Genomic DNA, 14,325 nt, shown 5'->3' on the forward strand with positions numbered 1-14,325 from the left:
CCGTTCGAGAACCTGAGCTCAGCCGACGCCGAGCAGGTCGATCACGAAGATCAGGGTCTGGCCGGAGAGGCGGTGGCCGGAGCCGGCCGGGCCGTAGGCCAGGTGCGGCGGCACGATCAGCTCGCGACGACCGCCGACCTTCATCCCCGGGATGCCCATCTGCCAGCCCTTGATCAGGCCGCGCAGCGGGAACTCGATGGACTCGCCGCGGCCCCAGGACGAGTCGAACTCCTCGCCGGAGTCGAACTCGACGCCCAGGTAGTGCACGGTCACCTTCGCACCGGGGGTGGCCTCGGCACCGTCGCCGACGGTGATGTCGCGGATGTGCAGGTCGGTCGGGGCCGGCCCGGTCGGGTGGTCGACCTCGGGCTTGGATGCAGATGTCATGGCGCCCATCCAAGCACGATCCGGCCACCGACCCCCGCTGCCGTAGGGTGACCCGACGTGGGCAGGCTGATCGTGGTGGAGGGGCTGGACGGTTCCGGCAAGCAGACGCTGACCCGGAAGATGACCGTCGCGGCCGAGGCCCGCGGCCTGGAGGTTGCCCGGCTCGGCTTCCCGCGCTACGGCGACAGCATCTTCGCCGACCTCTGCCAGGACGCGCTGTACGGCCGGCTCGGCGACCTGTCCGACTCCGTCCACGGCACCGCGATGCTCTTCGCGCTGGATCGCCGGGACGCCGCCCGGCACATCCGGAACATGTTGCGCAGCAACGACCTGGTGATCCTGGACCGCTACGTCAGCTCCAATGCCGCCTACGGCTCCGCCAGATTGGGCGGGCCGGAGCAGGACCACGGCTTCCCGGAGTGGGTGCGGGAGCTGGAGATCGACCGCTTCGGTGTGCCGGTGCCCGACCTGCAGCTGCTGCTGGCCACCTCGGTCGAGCTGTCCGCCGAGCGGGCGCGCAGCCGCGCCGAGACCGACGCCGACCGGGCGCTGGACCGCTTCGAGGCCGACACCTCCCTGCAGCACCGCACCGGGCAGATGTACCGGGAACTGGCTGCGGCGCAGTACCTCTCGCCCTGGCAGGTGCTGGCGCCGGACGATGTGCCGGACGTCCGCGACCTCCTCGGCTAGATGCTGGTGGGCGGCTGCGCGGACCGCTGCAGCGCCTCGGCCAGGCCCTCCCGGCGCATCCGCAGGTCGACGTAGAGCAGAGCGACCACGCAGGCGGTCCACGACCCGGTGAAGGCGCCGACCACAATGCCGATGATCTGCGTGGTGATGTAGGACCCGATCCCGGCGGACCCCACGCCGAAGAGAGAGACCGCCACGATGCCGGCGATGAAGGCGGCGATCAGCACGAAGAGGGCCTGCAGCAGCACCGTCCCGAAGATGCGCGGGCGGAAACCCCGGGACAGGTGCAGCGCCCGGCGGAAGGTGATCGCCGGGGCGGTGCCCTCCATCGCGGCCACCGGACCGGCCGGGGCGAGTGCGATCCACAGCAGGATGCCGGGGACGAGCAGCAGCAGGAACCCGCCGGCGGTGGCCAGCCCGGCCAGCACGGCCGAGCCCAGCAGCACGCCCCAACGGCCGTTCAACCGGGCCAGTGCGCGGGCGTTCGTGCCCTTCGTGGACAGCGCCGCCTCCGCGGTGAAGGGTGCGGCGATGCCGGCCAGCACCGGCCCCAGCACCTGTGTCACCACCACCGAGCCGAGCAGCGCGAGCAGCACCGTGCCGGTGTCCTGCAGCACCTGCTCCAGCTGCGCCGCCGTCGGCGCGGCGGGCAGCTGGGCATAGCTGCCGGTGGCCACCGCCTCGAGCATCCCGGTGGCGGACAACAGGCCGAGCTGGACGCCCGTGGAGATCGCGGAGAAGAGCAGCGCGATCGGCGCCAGCACCAGGAGATGACGCCACGCCACGCGCACCGCGCCGGTCAGGATCTCGCCCACCGCCAGCGGCCGCAGCGGGTACATACCCGGTTGCGGGGTGTGGCGGGACGGGAAGGGTGCGCCGTACGGGCCTGGTGAGGTCACCCCCTGATGGTGTCATGATCCTCCGTCGGACCCGGTTGCCACCACATTCACCTGCGGGATGACACCATGGGGTGCATGAGAGCACGTGTGCTGGTCGTCGACGACGATCCCGCCCTGGCCGAGATGCTGACCATCGTCCTGCGCGGCGAGGGGTTCGACACCGCGGTGGTGCGGGACGGGGCCAAGGCCGTCGAGGCCTTCCGCGAGGCCCACCCCGACCTGGTGCTGCTCGACCTGATGCTGCCCGGTACCTCCGGCCTGGACGTCTGCAAGGAGATCCGCGCCGAGTCCGGCGTCCCGATCATCATGCTCACCGCCAAGACCGACACGGTCGACGTGGTGCTCGGTCTCGAGTCCGGCGCCGACGACTACGTGATGAAGCCGTTCAAGCCCAAGGAGCTGACCGCGCGGATCCGGGCCCGGCTGCGCCGCGCCGACGTCGGCACGGCCGAGCGACTGCGGGTGGCCGACGTGGAGATCGACGTGCTCGGTCACCAGGTGACCCGGGACGGCGAGATCATCCCGCTCACCCCGCTGGAGTTCGACCTGCTGGTGGCGCTGGCCCGCAAGCCGCGCCAGGTCTTCACCCGGGAGGTGCTGCTGGAGCAGGTCTGGGGCTACCGGCACGCCGCCGACACCCGGCTGGTCAACGTGCACGTGCAGCGGCTCCGCTCCAAGATCGAACGTGACCCGGAGCGCCCCGAGGTGGTCGTGACGGTCCGCGGTGTGGGCTACAAGGCGGGGAACGCCTGACCCGGCGGCACCACCCATGAGCACCGCCACCCCCGGCACCGCCGGCCCCGACACCCGCCGCCGGCGTGGGGCGATCCGGCGGCTGCGGGTCCGGTTGGCGTTCTGGAGCCGCTCGCTGCTGCTCCGCGTCGTCATCCTCACGCTGTTCTTCACGACCGTGGTGATGGTCGGCGTCGGCTTCGTGCTGCAGTCGCAGATCACCTCGAAGCTGTTGGAGGACAAGACGAACGCGGCGCTCGCCGAGCTGACCAACGACGTCGCGGTGGTGCAGCAGGGGATCGCCGGGGTCGACTCCGATCAGACCTCGCTGCGCGACGCGCTGGCCAGGGTGCGGGACAGCCTGGGTAGCGTCACCACCGCCGCCGGCGGCTCCGGCCAGAACTCGGCGGGCACCTTCGAACCGGTGATCCTGTCCATCGGCCCTGGGGCCGACCCCGGTTACGACCTCGGTGCCGTCGACGACGTGCCGGACGCGCTGCTGGAGCGGGTGGCCGCCGGCGGCATCGCCACCCAGTACACGACGGTCTCCCGCGGTGGCAGCTCGGTGCCGGCGCTGGTGGTCGGGTCGCCCGCCGCGCAGGCCGCCACCGCGTCCTTCGGACTGTTCCTGATCTTCCCGCTGACCGGCGAGCAGAGCACCGTCGCCGTCGTCCAGAACACGCTGCTGCTGGGCGGTGTCGTGCTGGTGGTGGCACTGACCTTCATCGCGGCGCTGGTCGCATACCAGGCGGTCGGCCCGGTCCGCCGGGCCGCGCTGGTGGCCCGCCGGCTGGCCGGTGGGGACCTCGCCGAGCGGATGCCGGTCAAGGGACCGATCGAGCTGACCACCATGGCCACCTCCTTCAACGGCATGGCCGACGCCATCCGGGCGCAGATCCGGCAGCTGGAGGAGTTCGGGAAACTGCAGCGCCGCTTCACCTCCGACGTCTCGCACGAGCTGCGCACCCCCGTCACCACCGTGCGGATGGCGGCCGACCTGCTGCACTCCAGCCGGGACGAGTTGCCGCCGCACCTCGGCCGGTCCACCGAACTGCTGGTCGACGAGCTCGACCGGTTCGAGAGCCTGCTCGCCGACCTGCTCGAGATCAGCCGCCACGACGCGGGTATGGCCGAACTGGCCGCGGAACCGATGGACGTGCGCGCGGTGGTCCGGCAGACCTGCGACGGCGTCCGCAGCATCGCCGCCAAGGTCGGCGTGGAGCTGCGCCTGGTGATGCCCGACCATCCGGTCGTCGCCGACATCGACTACCGGCGGGTGGAGCGGATCCTGCGGAACCTGATCCACAACGCCATCGACCACGCCGAGGGCCGGCCGGTGGAGATCGAACTCGCCGCCGGCACCCGCGCCATCGCGATCACCGTCACCGACCGCGGTGTCGGGCTGCGGCCGGGGGAGGCGTCGCTGGTGTTCAACCGGTTCTGGCGGGCCGACCCGTCCCGGCAGCGGCAGACCGGCGGCACCGGTCTGGGGCTTGCCATCTCGCTGGAGGACGCACGGCTGCACGGCGGCTGGCTGCAGGCCTCCGGCGTGCTCGGCGTCGGCGCCCGGTTCCGGCTGACGCTGCCGCGCGAGAAGGGCATGCTGATCGACTCCTCACCGCTGCCCTTGCGGCTGCCCGGCGACGACGGCCCGGACACCGGGAGTGCCGACGACGACAAGGATCCCGCCGAGGCGCTGGTGTCCGACCAGGCGTACGGCGTCGACGAGGTGGTCCGGTGAAGCGGCGGACGTTCCTCGGCGGCGCCCTCACCGTCTTCTCCGGCCTGGGCGCGGCGGCCTGCTCGACGGTGCCCGGCAACAGCACCCCGACGATCGTCGGCACCGTGCCGTCGACCGCCAACGCGGTGGCGGTGCAGCCGCCGGCCGACGGCGCGCAGCCGGACGAGATCGTCCGCGGTTTCATCCAGTCCATCGGCAGCAACGTCCCGGAGGTGAGCGCCGGCACCAGCGCCACCACCAACTTCACCGCGGCCCGGCAGTACCTGACGCCGCAGGCGGACGACGACTGGGCACCGAACGGCCGGACCCCGATGATGGTGCTGCGCGCCGACTTCCGGGTCGCGCCGGGCCAGGAGACGAACGTCTACGTGATCACCGGGACGTTGATCGCGAGCCTGGACGAGACCCGCTCCTACACCGTCCCGGCGGACGACACCTTCAGCACCGAGGTCACCGTCGCCCGGGTCAACGGCCAGTGGCGGATCGCCACCCCGCCCGACGTCCTGCTCATCACCACCGCGAACTTCGGGCTGAACTACATCCAGCGCACCCTCTACTTCCTGGACCCGACCGGGTCGGTGATGGTGCCGGACCCGCGGTACATCCCGGTGGCCGGCTCGGCCGTCTACCGTGCCGCCCGGGTGCTCTCGCTGCTGCTCGCCGGCCCGGGCCCGGCACTGCAGGGTGTGGTGCGCAACGAGCTGGAGGGCGCCGAACTGCGCCGGAACTTCGTCCCCGAGCAGGGCGCGCTGCCGCAGGTGGACCTGACGAACGTGAAGACGCTGGAGACCGGCGACCGCAAGGCGCTGGCCGCGCAGATCGCCTACTCGCTGTCCGCCGACGCGGCGACGGTGCCGGTGCTGATCAACGGCGAACTGCTGGAGCCGGGCGTCGACTCCTACTCCCGACGCGGACTGGGCTCCTACGACCCGGACAGCACACCGGGCAGCGGCACCATCAACTCCGAGCCCTACTGCATCCGCTCCGGTCGGGTCGAGAGTCTGCTCACCCGCAAGCCTCTCGACGGTCCGGCCGGCAACGGGGTGCTCGAGGTCCTGTACGCCTCGCTGTCCACCGTCACCGGCACCCTGGCCGTGGTCACCGGCACCCTCGACAAGCTCGACCAGCAGCAGCTGCGGCTGGGCGACCCGCTCTCCCCGGTCACCGTGCTGGAGGCGGAGAAGATGACCCCGCCGGTGTTCTCACGCACCGGCGACGAGGTGTGGGTGGCCCAGACGACTCCCGGGTCGAACAAGCAGGAGATCTACGCGGTCAGTGTGCCGACCGGGTCCGGCGCCGGAGCCGGCCGGACCCGGATCTCCACACCGGATCTCGACGGCAAGGGCACGGTGACCGCCATCGCGCTGTCCCCGGACCGGGTCCGGGTCGCCCTGGTCATCGACGGCCGGCTGTTCCTCGGCGCGGTGCAGAACTCCATCGGCGACGCGGGCGCCGGCACCACCACGACCGTCGTCAACGCGGTCGAGATCCGGCCCGGCATCTCGCAGGTCAACACCCTGGCCTTCCGCAGCTCGGTGGAGCTGCTGGTGTCCATCTCCGAGTCGACCAGCACCGGCAGCATCGTGCGGGTCCCGCTGGACGGCAGCGAGCAGGCCGCGGTCACCTCGAGCGGGCTGGTGCAGGACGTCGACACCATCGCGGTGTCCGGTGACGACGTGTACGTCTCCTCCAACACCCTGCAGCGCATCGTCGTGCTGGAAGGCACCCTGGATGCCGGGACCTGGGAGCAGCCGGTGAACTCCGGCGGGTTCCCGATCACCGGCGGCGAGCAGCCGTTCTTCCCCAACTGATCCGGTCCGTTCACCGGACCCGCTCTGCGCCCGGCAGGATCGGGCGATGGGGATGCTCGGGCTGCTGGCGGAGGCCGTGGACCTGGTGCTGCCGCGGACCTGTCCCGGTTGTGACGCGGGCGTGCCCTGGTGCGCCGCCTGCGCCGCGACGCTGACCGTCCCGCTGCGCCGGGTGCGGCTCGGCGAGGAGGCACTGGACGCGCTGGCCGGGCTGCCGGCGCCGCCGGTGCGCGCGCTGGCCCGCTACGCCGGTCCGGTCCGGGCGGCGGTCATCGCCGGCAAGGAACGGGACCGTCGGGACCTGCCGCCGCTGCTCGGCGCCGCGATGGGCGAGGCGCTGGTGACCCTGCTGCGGGTCGACCCACCGCCCGGGCCGCTGGTGCTGGTGCCCGCGCCGAGCCGGCGGGCGGCCGCCCGCCGCCGCGGCGGCGACCCGGTGGCCGCGATGGCCCGGTCCGCGGCCCGGGTGGTCGCGGCACACGGCCGGCCGGTGACCGTGTCCCGCTGCCTGTGGACCTCCGCGCGGGCGCTGGACTCGGTGGGCCTGCGACCGAGGGAGCGGATCACCAATCTGCGCGGCCGGGTACGACTCTCCGTGGCCGCCCTGCCGCCGTCCGGTGCCACGGTCGTGGTGCTGGACGACGTGGTCACCAGCGGGGCGACGACGGTGTGTGTGGTGGAGGCGCTGGCCGCCGTCGGCATCGGTGTGCACGGGGTCGTCGCGATGGCCTCGGCGATGCCGTGGAGCAGTGTCTGAGACACGCGGGAGGAAGATGCACGAAGCGGGCGAAAGCATGGTGATCCCACGCTGAATTCGTTGCCGTGGTTGCGATCCGGTGTCATCCCGGTAGGGTCGGTGGCATCCCGGGGAAGCCCGGAGGAACCGCAGACGAACGTCCGGTGGAGACACCTGGCGCACGGGCCGCGTGGGCATTCCCGGGACTCACCGAGACCAGGGGTGCGCCGGGTCCGCCCGGCCGCTCCGGAGGCCAGGAGGACTGCGCATGGACATTGTCGTGAAGGGTCGGAACGTCGAGGTGCCGGAGCACTTCCGGACCCACGTGGAGGAGAAGCTCGCCCGCAGCGAGCGGTACGACTCGAAGATCATCCGGGTCGATGTCGAGCTCTCCCACGAGACCAACCGACGGCAGTCCAAGACCTGTCAACGGGTCCAGATCACCCTCGCCAGCAAGGGTCCGGCCGTGCGCGCCGAGGCCTGCGCGGAGAACTTCTACTCCGCCCTCGAGGGTGCGGTCGACCGGCTCGAGTCCCGCCTGCGCAAGGCCGCGGACCGACGGCACGACCGGCAGCACGCCCGCACGCCGATCATGGCGGTCGCCGCCGGTGCGTCCTACCTCGACGGCCCGCCCGTCCTGGACGGTCTCGACGGCGTGGACGGCGCCGACGTGGCCGCGGACGACACCCGGCCGTCGCACTGGCACGAGGACGAGGCGACCCGGCCGGTCGACGACGAGCCCGGCAAGGTGGTCCGGATCAAGGACCACCCGGGTGCCCCGATCACCGTGGACCAGGCGCTGTTCCAGATGGAGCTGGTCGGCCACGACTTCTACCTCTTCCACGACGCCGACACCGGGTTGGCCTCGGTCGTCTACCGGCGCCGCGGGTTCGACTACGGCCTGCTCCGGCTCTCGCCGCAGGAGTAGATCCACACCGCCCGGGGAGCCTCCTGCCGCGCACTGCCCACGGCCGACGTCACGGACGCCTACCATGGTCGGTGCCGGGGGAGACCTCCCCGGCGGCGGCGGCATGCCCGCAGGGGTGCCGCGGCGACGTACGACGACAGGGTGACACGTGGTTCTGTCCCGACTGCTGCGCGCCGGTGAGGCGAAGACGCTCAAGCGGCTGCGCGCCATCGCCGATCACATCAACTCGATCGAGAGCGACTACACCTCGCTGACCGATGCCGAGCTGCGGGCGCTCACCGACACCTACAAGCAGCGCATCGCCGACGGCGAGAACACCGACGACCTGCTGCCCGAGGCCTTCGCGACGGTGCGTGAGGCGGCCAAGCGGACGCTGAACCAGCGGCACTTCGACGTGCAGCTGATGGGCGGCGCGGCCCTGCACCTGGGCAACATCGCCGAGATGAAGACCGGTGAGGGCAAGACCCTGGTCTCCACGCTGCCGGTCTACCTCAACGCCCTCGAGGGCAAGGGCGTGCACGTCGTCACCACCAACGACTACCTGGCCCGCCGCGACTCCGAGTGGATGGGCCGGGTGCACCGGTTCCTCGGCCTCGAGGTCGGCGTCATCCTGTCCGAGCTCGACCCGGCCGCCCGGCGGCTGGCCTACGGCGCCGACATCACCTACGGCACCAACAACGAGTTCGGCTTCGACTACCTGCGGGACAACATGGCCTGGTCCAAGGCGGACCTGGTGCAGCGCGGCCACTTCTTCGCCGTGGTCGACGAGGTCGACTCCATCCTCATCGACGAGGCCCGCACCCCGCTGATCATCTCCGGCCCGGCCGACCAGTCCAGCAAGTGGTACTCGGACTTCGCCCGGCTGGTGCCGCTGCTCAAGCGCGACATCGACTACGAGGTCGACGAGTCCAAGCGCACCGTCGGTGTGTCCGAGGACGGCGTCGCGCGGGTCGAGCAGGCGCTGGGCATCGACAACCTCTACGAGTCGGTCAACACCCCGCTGGTCGGGTTCCTGAACAACGCCCTCAAGGCCAAGGAGCTCTACAAGAAGGACAAGGACTACATCGTCGTCTCCGGCGAGGTGCTGATCGTCGACGAGTTCACCGGCCGGGTGCTGCACGGCCGGCGCTACAACGAGGGCATGCACCAGGCGATCGAGGCCAAGGAAGGCGTCGAGATCAAGGCGGAGAACCAGACTCTCGCCACGATCACCCTGCAGAACTACTTCCGGCTCTACGAGAAGCTGGCCGGGATGACCGGTACCGCGCAGACCGAGGCGGCCGAGCTGCACCAGACCTACAAGCTGGGTGTGGTGCCGATCCCGCCGAACAAGCCGGTGCAGCGCCTGGACGAGGCCGACCTCATCTACAAGACCGAGGACGCCAAGTTCGACGCCGTGGTGAGCGACATCGCCGACCGGCACGAGAACGGTCAGCCGGTGCTGGTCGGTACCGCCTCGGTGGAGAAGTCCGAGCTGCTGTCGAAGCTGCTGCTGCGCGCGGGAATCCCGCACGAGGTGCTGAACGCCAAGAACCACGCCCGGGAGGCCGCGATCATCGCGCAGGCCGGGCGGTCCGGTGCGGTCACCGTCGCGACCAACATGGCCGGCCGTGGCACCGACATCGTGCTGGGCGGGAATCCCGACTTCACCGCGGATCTCGAGCTGCGGGCCGACGGCCTGTCGCCGACCGAGACCCCGGAGGAGTACGAAGAGGCCTGGACCGGGGCGCTGGAGGCGGCGACCAAGAAGTCCAAGGAGGAGGCCGGCAAGGTCCGCGAGGCCGGCGGTCTCTACGTCCTCGGCACCGAGCGGCACGAGTCCCGCCGCATCGACAACCAGCTCCGTGGCCGGTCCGGCCGGCAGGGCGACCCGGGCGAGTCGCGCTTCTACCTCTCCCTCGGTGACGACCTGATGCGCCGGGTCGGCGGTGGCACCGTCGAGATGCTGATGACCCGGCTGCGCATGCCCGACGACATGCCGATCGAGCACAAGTTCGTGTCCCGCGCGATCAAGTCGGCGCAGACCCAGGTCGAGCAGCAGAACTTCGAGATCCGCAAGAACGTGCTCAAGTACGACGAGGTGATGAACAAGCAGCGCACCGTCATCTACGACGAGCGGCGCCGCGTCCTCGACGGCGAGGACCTGCACCAGCAGGTGCAGAACATGATCACCGACGTCATCACCGCCTACGTCGACGGCGCCACCACCGACGGCTACGGCGAGGACTGGGACACCGAGACCCTGTGGACCGCGCTGCGCACGCTGTTCCCGATCAGCATCTCGGCCGCCGACGTGGCCGAGGGACCCGGCGGGCTGACCAAGGAGTCGCTGCAGGAAGCGGTCCTGGAGAACGCGCGCGAGGCCTGGAAGACGCGTGAGGAGACGCTGACCCCGGAGATCACCCGCGAGCTGGAGCGGCGGGTGGTGCTGTCCGTGCTGGATCGGAAGTGGCGCGAGCACCTCTACGAGATGGACTACCTCAAGGAGGGCATCGGGCTGCGGGCCATGGCCCAGCGCGACCCGCTGGTCGAGTACCAGCGCGAGGGCTTCGACATGTTCGCCGCCATGCTCGACTCGCTGAAGGAGGAGTCCGTCGGATTCCTCTACAACCTGCAGGTGCAGGTCGTCCCGGCCGACGGCGGCGCCGCCGCCCCGGCGCAGAACGGAGCGGCACCCGCGGCTCCGGCCGCGGTCGAGGCGGCTGCTCCCGTAGAGCAGGCGTCGGGAACCACGCAGACGGTGACCCGCAAGCGGGTGCGACCGGCCAAGCCGCTGCCGAGCCAGGAGGTCGCCGCCAAGCCCGCGTCGACCGCCACCGACGGGGCCCCGGCGGCGCTGCGGGCCAAGGGCCTGGGCGGTCCGTCCGAGACCCGGCTCAGCTACTCGGGTCCCGCGGAGAGCGGCGGCACGGAGACCACCGGCACCAAGGCCGGCGCCGGCGGTGCCAACGGCGCCGCGGGCGGCTCGAAGGAGCCGGCCCGGAACGCGCCGTGCCCCTGCGGCTCCGGCAAGAAGTACAAGCTCTGCCACGGACGCCCGGGCGCCTGATCACCAGCCGATCTGCAGGGCGGTGACCCGCCAGCGTCCGTCGATGCCCTCCATCCGGAAGGCCAGAGCGCGGGCCCGCCGCCCGGCCCGGACCACGGCGCTCGCCTCGGCGATGCCGTCGGCGGGCGCCGACACCCGGACGCTGGACACCTGCATCCGGGTCCCGGTCCGGCGGGAGCGCTGCAGGCCGGCGAACACACCGGGCGCGCAGTGCTGCCGGAGCTGGGCGACAGGCCGGACCCCGCAGAGGGTCTCGACCAGGCCGCGGGCCAGCACGGAGGCCGCACCCGCCGCGGCCGGGAGATCGTCCGCGGAGTTCCGCCTTACCCCGACGTCCGGGTCCTCGGACCACGTCGGCACCCGGGCGTCGTCGACGATCCGTGGCACCGCCGGCGCCCGGCTCTCCCGGACCAGCGGGAGCTCGTCGTCGTACGGCGGCAGCGAGACCGGCACCGGCGCGAGATACGGTGCCGTGGGTCGGTAGTCGTCGAGCAGGTCGAACGCTGTGGTCATGGTTGTCCCCCTGGTGGTGCTGTGTCCCCTGGTGCTGGTGCTGTCAGTCGCTGGCCCGGCAGCAGCAGGTCCGGTTCGTCGCCGATGACCTGACGGTTCGCGACGTACCAGGCGCGCCAGGCGGTGTCGATCTCCGCGTCGGTCGCACCCGTCGGCAGGTGCGCGGCGGCGATGCCCCAGAGCGTGTCGCCGCGGAGCACCACCACCTCGGCGGGCTCCGGAGGTTGTACGACTGGAGGTGCCGGTTGCTGTGGTGGTTCCATCGGCCAGTCGAGGTCGACATCACCTGCGGTGCTGTGGTTCTGGATCGTGCTGGCGGCGAGGTGTCGTCCCGGGCCGCCGGTCCGGTGCTCCTCCGGTGGCTGTCCTGCCGGTGACGTGGACGGCACCCCTCGAGCCGTCCACGTCACCTCGCCTGCGGTGCTCGTGGTGTCTGTGCTTCTTGTTGTGCTTGCGGTACCTGCGACCAGGCCGCCGATGGTGCCGACACCGAGGGCGACGGCGATGAGCCGACGGCTTGCTCCGGGCAGTACAGCTGCCGCCGCGCGGCGGGCGGTGCGCCCGACGGTGCCCGGGATCCGACCGGCCAGGGTGAGGACCAGACCTGTTGCCCCCCAGCAGATCAGGGCCCACACCAAGCCGGAACAGACAGCCAGCGCGACGGCGGTCAGCGCCGCGTCTGCCGTGTCCGTCCCGGACCCGGCCGGATCCCGGAAACCGTCCCAGGGCCGTGGGAGCACGACCGCCAGGACAGCGAGTGGGAGCACCGGGACGAGGAGCCGGAACCGGATCCCCTCCACCGGCCCGACTGCTCTGTGCACCCCCATTCGCATGTAACGCAGTCAAACAGCATCAAATGAAAGAATCAAGCCCCGAACGCAACATGTGGACATCCACCGCACGGTTGACCCCAGGTGCTGGGTGCCGGACGGTGGTCGCATGCGATGGGAGAGCCTGTTCGACGACCTGGAGGCCCGGTTCGACCAGCTCGCCGACGCCGCACTGCTCGCCGAACTGGCCGACCGTCAGCGGGTGGCCCTCGGCGCGGTGCCGTTCGTCGCCCGGCTGACCGGTGCGATCGGGGCGCCGGTGCGGCTGCACGTCACCACCGGTGCCTCGGTGACCGGACAACTCGCCCGGGTCGGGCCGGACTGGTGCCTGCTGGCGGAAGGTCCCGGTCGCGAGGTGGTCGTCCGGCTGGCCGCGGTCACCGGTGTGGAAGGACTCGGGCGGGCCACCGGTGAGGCGCCGGCCGGGGTGGCGTTGCGGCTCGACCTGCGGCACGTGCTGCGGGGGGTGGTGCGCGACCGCTCACCGGTGGCGGTGGTGGTGACCGGCGGGGAGTTCACCGGGACGTTGGACCGGGTCGGCGCCGACTTCGTCGAGCTGGCCCGGCACGCGGCGTGGGAGTCCCGGCGGCCGGACCAGGTGCGCTCGGTGCTGACCGTCCCGCTGACCGCCGTCGTACTGGTCCGGGCGGTCCCCGCCGGATGAGCCCCGCGAGCCGTGCGCGAGGATGACGAGGTGACCGGACCGCTGCCGCCCGACGAGACACCGGGCGAGTTCGACTTCCTCGCCGCCGAGGCCGCCGAGGTCGGCCGCACCGGGCCGCTGCCCGCCGTGCGCCGGGTGGAGCTGGAGCTGCCGGACGCCCCGCCGGTGAGCGGCCTGCTCTGGGGCGACGGGCCGCCGGAGGTGGTGCTGCTGCACGGTGCCGGGTTGAACGCGCACACCTTCGACACCACGGTGCTGGCGCTGGGCCGCCCGGCGCTGGTCCTCGACCTCCCCGGCCACGGCCGGTCGGGCTGGCGGTCCGACGCCGACTACTCGCCGCCCACCAACGCCGCGGCGGTGATCGCCGCGCTGGACGCATGGACCGGCGGCGGTGTGGTGCTGCTCGGCCAGTCGCTGGGCGGGCTCACCGCGCTGGTGGTCGCCGCCCGGCGACCGGACCTGACGCGGTCACTGGTGATGGTCGACATCACCCCGGGCGTCACCGCCCAGGACAGCGCCCAGGTCGTCGAGTTCCTCGCCGGCCCCTCGGAGTTCGCCTCCCGGGACGAGATCGTGGAGATGGCCCTGCGGTTTGGCCTCGGGTCCGGCCGAGAAGCGTTGCAGCGCGGGGTGTTCCACAACACCCGGATCCGTCCCGACGGCCGGGTGGTCTTCGTGCACCACTTCGCCCACCTGGGTGGGCTGTCACCGACGGTGCTGTCCGACCGCGACCGGCTGTGGTCGGCGGCGGACGAGGTGGTGGGCGCCGGCATCCCGGTCCTGCTGGTCCGGGCCTCCGACGGGTTCGTCTCCGAGCAGCGTGTCGCGGAGTTCCGGGAGCGGGTGCCCGCGGCCCGGGTGGTGCAGGTGCAGGCCGGGCACAACGTGCAGGAGCAGGCCGCGGCCGCCCTCGCCGCGCTGATCCCGGTCTGATCGCGGGGCGGGTTGCTCAGACCTCGGTCGGCAGCGTGCTCGGCATGTCCGACAGGCTGGCCGCGGTGCGGCGGTAGGCCTCGTCGATGTACTCCTCGAGCTTGGAACGCTCGACCCGCCACTGGTTCCGGCCGCCGATCTGGATGCCGGCCAGGTCACCGGAGCGCACCAGCGCGTAGGTCTGCGACGCGGAGATGTTGAGGATCTCCGCCACGTCGGCCAGGGTCAGGAACCGCTCCGAGGTCATGGGGTCACGCCTTCCTCCGCACTGCCGGTCCGTCCCGTTCGGGTGGGCCTGCGCGAAGCGCCGACGTCCCGTCCCGGACTGCGCTATTTTGGCACGGTCGGGTGGGGGCGCGTTCCGGTTGTCCCCAGACCGCAGGTCACAGAGCCGGTCGGGGGACCGGTAGGG

14 protein-coding genes are annotated in these 14,325 nt (G+C 71.8%); 9 read left to right on the top strand and 5 right to left on the bottom strand.

The window, feature by feature from the left end:
* Nucleotides 1-18: 18 nt before the first annotated feature.
* The gene (locus GIS00_RS03270; protein WP_154766933.1) at nucleotides 19-387 is read right to left on the bottom strand and encodes an FKBP-type peptidyl-prolyl cis-trans isomerase; all 369 of its coding nucleotides are present in this window, start codon (nucleotides 385-387) and stop codon (nucleotides 19-21) included.
* Nucleotides 388-444: 57 nt separating this feature from the next.
* Here GIS00_RS03270 and GIS00_RS03275 point away from each other — a divergent pair, with 57 nt between their 5' ends.
* Nucleotides 445-1,077 (top strand): dTMP kinase, encoded by a 633-nt coding sequence (locus GIS00_RS03275; RefSeq protein WP_322097419.1) that lies wholly within the window; start codon nucleotides 445-447, stop codon nucleotides 1,075-1,077.
* Here GIS00_RS03275 and GIS00_RS03280 read toward each other — a convergent pair.
* On the bottom strand, nucleotides 1,074-1,976 hold the full coding sequence (locus GIS00_RS03280; protein ID WP_154766934.1) for a hypothetical protein: 903 nt from the start codon (nucleotides 1,974-1,976) through the stop codon (nucleotides 1,074-1,076). The two genes, GIS00_RS03275 and GIS00_RS03280, sit on opposite strands and share 4 nt — an antisense overlap.
* Nucleotides 1,977-2,051: 75 nt before the next feature.
* On the opposite strand from GIS00_RS03280, the gene mtrA reads away from it, so the two are divergent.
* From mtrA to secA, 6 genes are all read left to right on the top strand, one after another.
* Entirely contained in the window at nucleotides 2,052-2,729 is a 678-nt protein-coding gene (gene mtrA, locus GIS00_RS03285) for an MtrAB system response regulator MtrA (RefSeq protein WP_154766935.1), read from the top strand.
* Nucleotides 2,730-2,745: 16 nt separating this feature from the next.
* Nucleotides 2,746-4,449, top strand: coding sequence for an MtrAB system histidine kinase MtrB (gene mtrB, locus GIS00_RS03290; RefSeq protein ID WP_154766936.1), 1,704 nt, complete (start codon nucleotides 2,746-2,748; stop codon nucleotides 4,447-4,449).
* A complete protein-coding gene (locus GIS00_RS03295; RefSeq protein ID WP_154766937.1) occupies nucleotides 4,446-6,260 on the top strand; it encodes an LpqB family beta-propeller domain-containing protein in 1,815 nt (604 codons plus the stop codon). The genes mtrB and GIS00_RS03295 overlap by 4 nt, the downstream gene beginning before the upstream one ends.
* A gap of 46 nt (nucleotides 6,261-6,306) precedes the next feature.
* On the top strand, nucleotides 6,307-7,017 hold the full coding sequence (locus GIS00_RS03300; RefSeq protein ID WP_154766938.1) for a ComF family protein: 711 nt from the start codon (nucleotides 6,307-6,309) through the stop codon (nucleotides 7,015-7,017).
* Between the two features lie 247 nt (nucleotides 7,018-7,264).
* Nucleotides 7,265-7,924: a ribosome hibernation-promoting factor, HPF/YfiA family gene (gene hpf / locus GIS00_RS03305; RefSeq protein ID WP_154766939.1), complete on the top strand. Its 660-nt coding sequence runs from the start codon at nucleotides 7,265-7,267 to the stop codon at nucleotides 7,922-7,924.
* 148 nt (nucleotides 7,925-8,072) lie between these two features.
* The gene (secA, locus tag GIS00_RS03310; protein ID WP_322097420.1) at nucleotides 8,073-10,973 is read left to right on the top strand and encodes a preprotein translocase subunit SecA; all 2,901 of its coding nucleotides are present in this window, start codon (nucleotides 8,073-8,075) and stop codon (nucleotides 10,971-10,973) included.
* Here secA and GIS00_RS03315 read toward each other — a convergent pair whose 3' ends face one another.
* A complete protein-coding gene (locus GIS00_RS03315; RefSeq protein WP_154766940.1) occupies nucleotides 10,974-11,486 on the bottom strand; it encodes an Rv3235 family protein in 513 nt (170 codons plus the stop codon).
* Complete coding sequence (locus tag GIS00_RS28780) at nucleotides 11,483-12,226, bottom strand: LysM peptidoglycan-binding domain-containing protein (RefSeq protein WP_322097421.1); 744 nt, start codon at nucleotides 12,224-12,226, stop codon at nucleotides 11,483-11,485. Before GIS00_RS28780 ends, GIS00_RS03315 begins: the two co-directional genes overlap by 4 nt.
* A 199-nt stretch (nucleotides 12,227-12,425) precedes the next feature.
* Here GIS00_RS28780 and GIS00_RS03325 point away from each other — a divergent pair, with 199 nt between their 5' ends.
* Nucleotides 12,426-12,980, top strand: coding sequence for a hypothetical protein (locus tag GIS00_RS03325; protein ID WP_154766941.1), 555 nt, complete (start codon nucleotides 12,426-12,428; stop codon nucleotides 12,978-12,980).
* Nucleotides 12,981-13,010: 30 nt separating this feature from the next.
* Nucleotides 13,011-13,913: an alpha/beta fold hydrolase gene (locus GIS00_RS03330; protein ID WP_322097422.1), complete on the top strand. Its 903-nt coding sequence runs from the start codon at nucleotides 13,011-13,013 to the stop codon at nucleotides 13,911-13,913.
* Nucleotides 13,914-13,929: 16 nt separating this feature from the next.
* Here GIS00_RS03330 and GIS00_RS03335 read toward each other — a convergent pair whose 3' ends face one another.
* Entirely contained in the window at nucleotides 13,930-14,160 is a 231-nt protein-coding gene (locus GIS00_RS03335; protein ID WP_154766942.1) for a helix-turn-helix domain-containing protein, read from the bottom strand.
* Nucleotides 14,161-14,325: the final 165 nt, after the last annotated feature.

Source organism: Nakamurella alba (assembly GCF_009707545.1).
Classification (GTDB): Bacteria; Actinomycetota; Actinomycetes; order Mycobacteriales; family Nakamurellaceae; genus Nakamurella; species Nakamurella alba.

Bases quoted from the DNA above. Each gene is read 5' to 3' on its own strand.
- mtrB (WP_154766936.1), top strand. From the start codon at position 2,746: ATGAGCACCGCCACCCCCGGCACCGCCGGCCCCGACACCCGCCGCCGG.
- GIS00_RS03325 (WP_154766941.1), top strand. From the start codon at position 12,426: ATGCGATGGGAGAGCCTGTTCGACGACCTGGAGGCCCGGTTCGACCAG.
- GIS00_RS03300 (WP_154766938.1), top strand. From the start codon at position 6,307: ATGGGGATGCTCGGGCTGCTGGCGGAGGCCGTGGACCTGGTGCTGCCG.
- GIS00_RS03270 (WP_154766933.1), bottom strand. From the start codon at position 387: ATGACATCTGCATCCAAGCCCGAGGTCGACCACCCGACCGGGCCGGCC.
- GIS00_RS03335 (WP_154766942.1), bottom strand. From the start codon at position 14,160: ATGACCTCGGAGCGGTTCCTGACCCTGGCCGACGTGGCGGAGATCCTC.
- hpf (WP_154766939.1), top strand. From the start codon at position 7,265: ATGGACATTGTCGTGAAGGGTCGGAACGTCGAGGTGCCGGAGCACTTC.
- GIS00_RS03315 (WP_154766940.1), bottom strand. From the start codon at position 11,486: ATGACCACAGCGTTCGACCTGCTCGACGACTACCGACCCACGGCACCG.
- mtrA (WP_154766935.1), top strand. From the start codon at position 2,052: ATGAGAGCACGTGTGCTGGTCGTCGACGACGATCCCGCCCTGGCCGAG.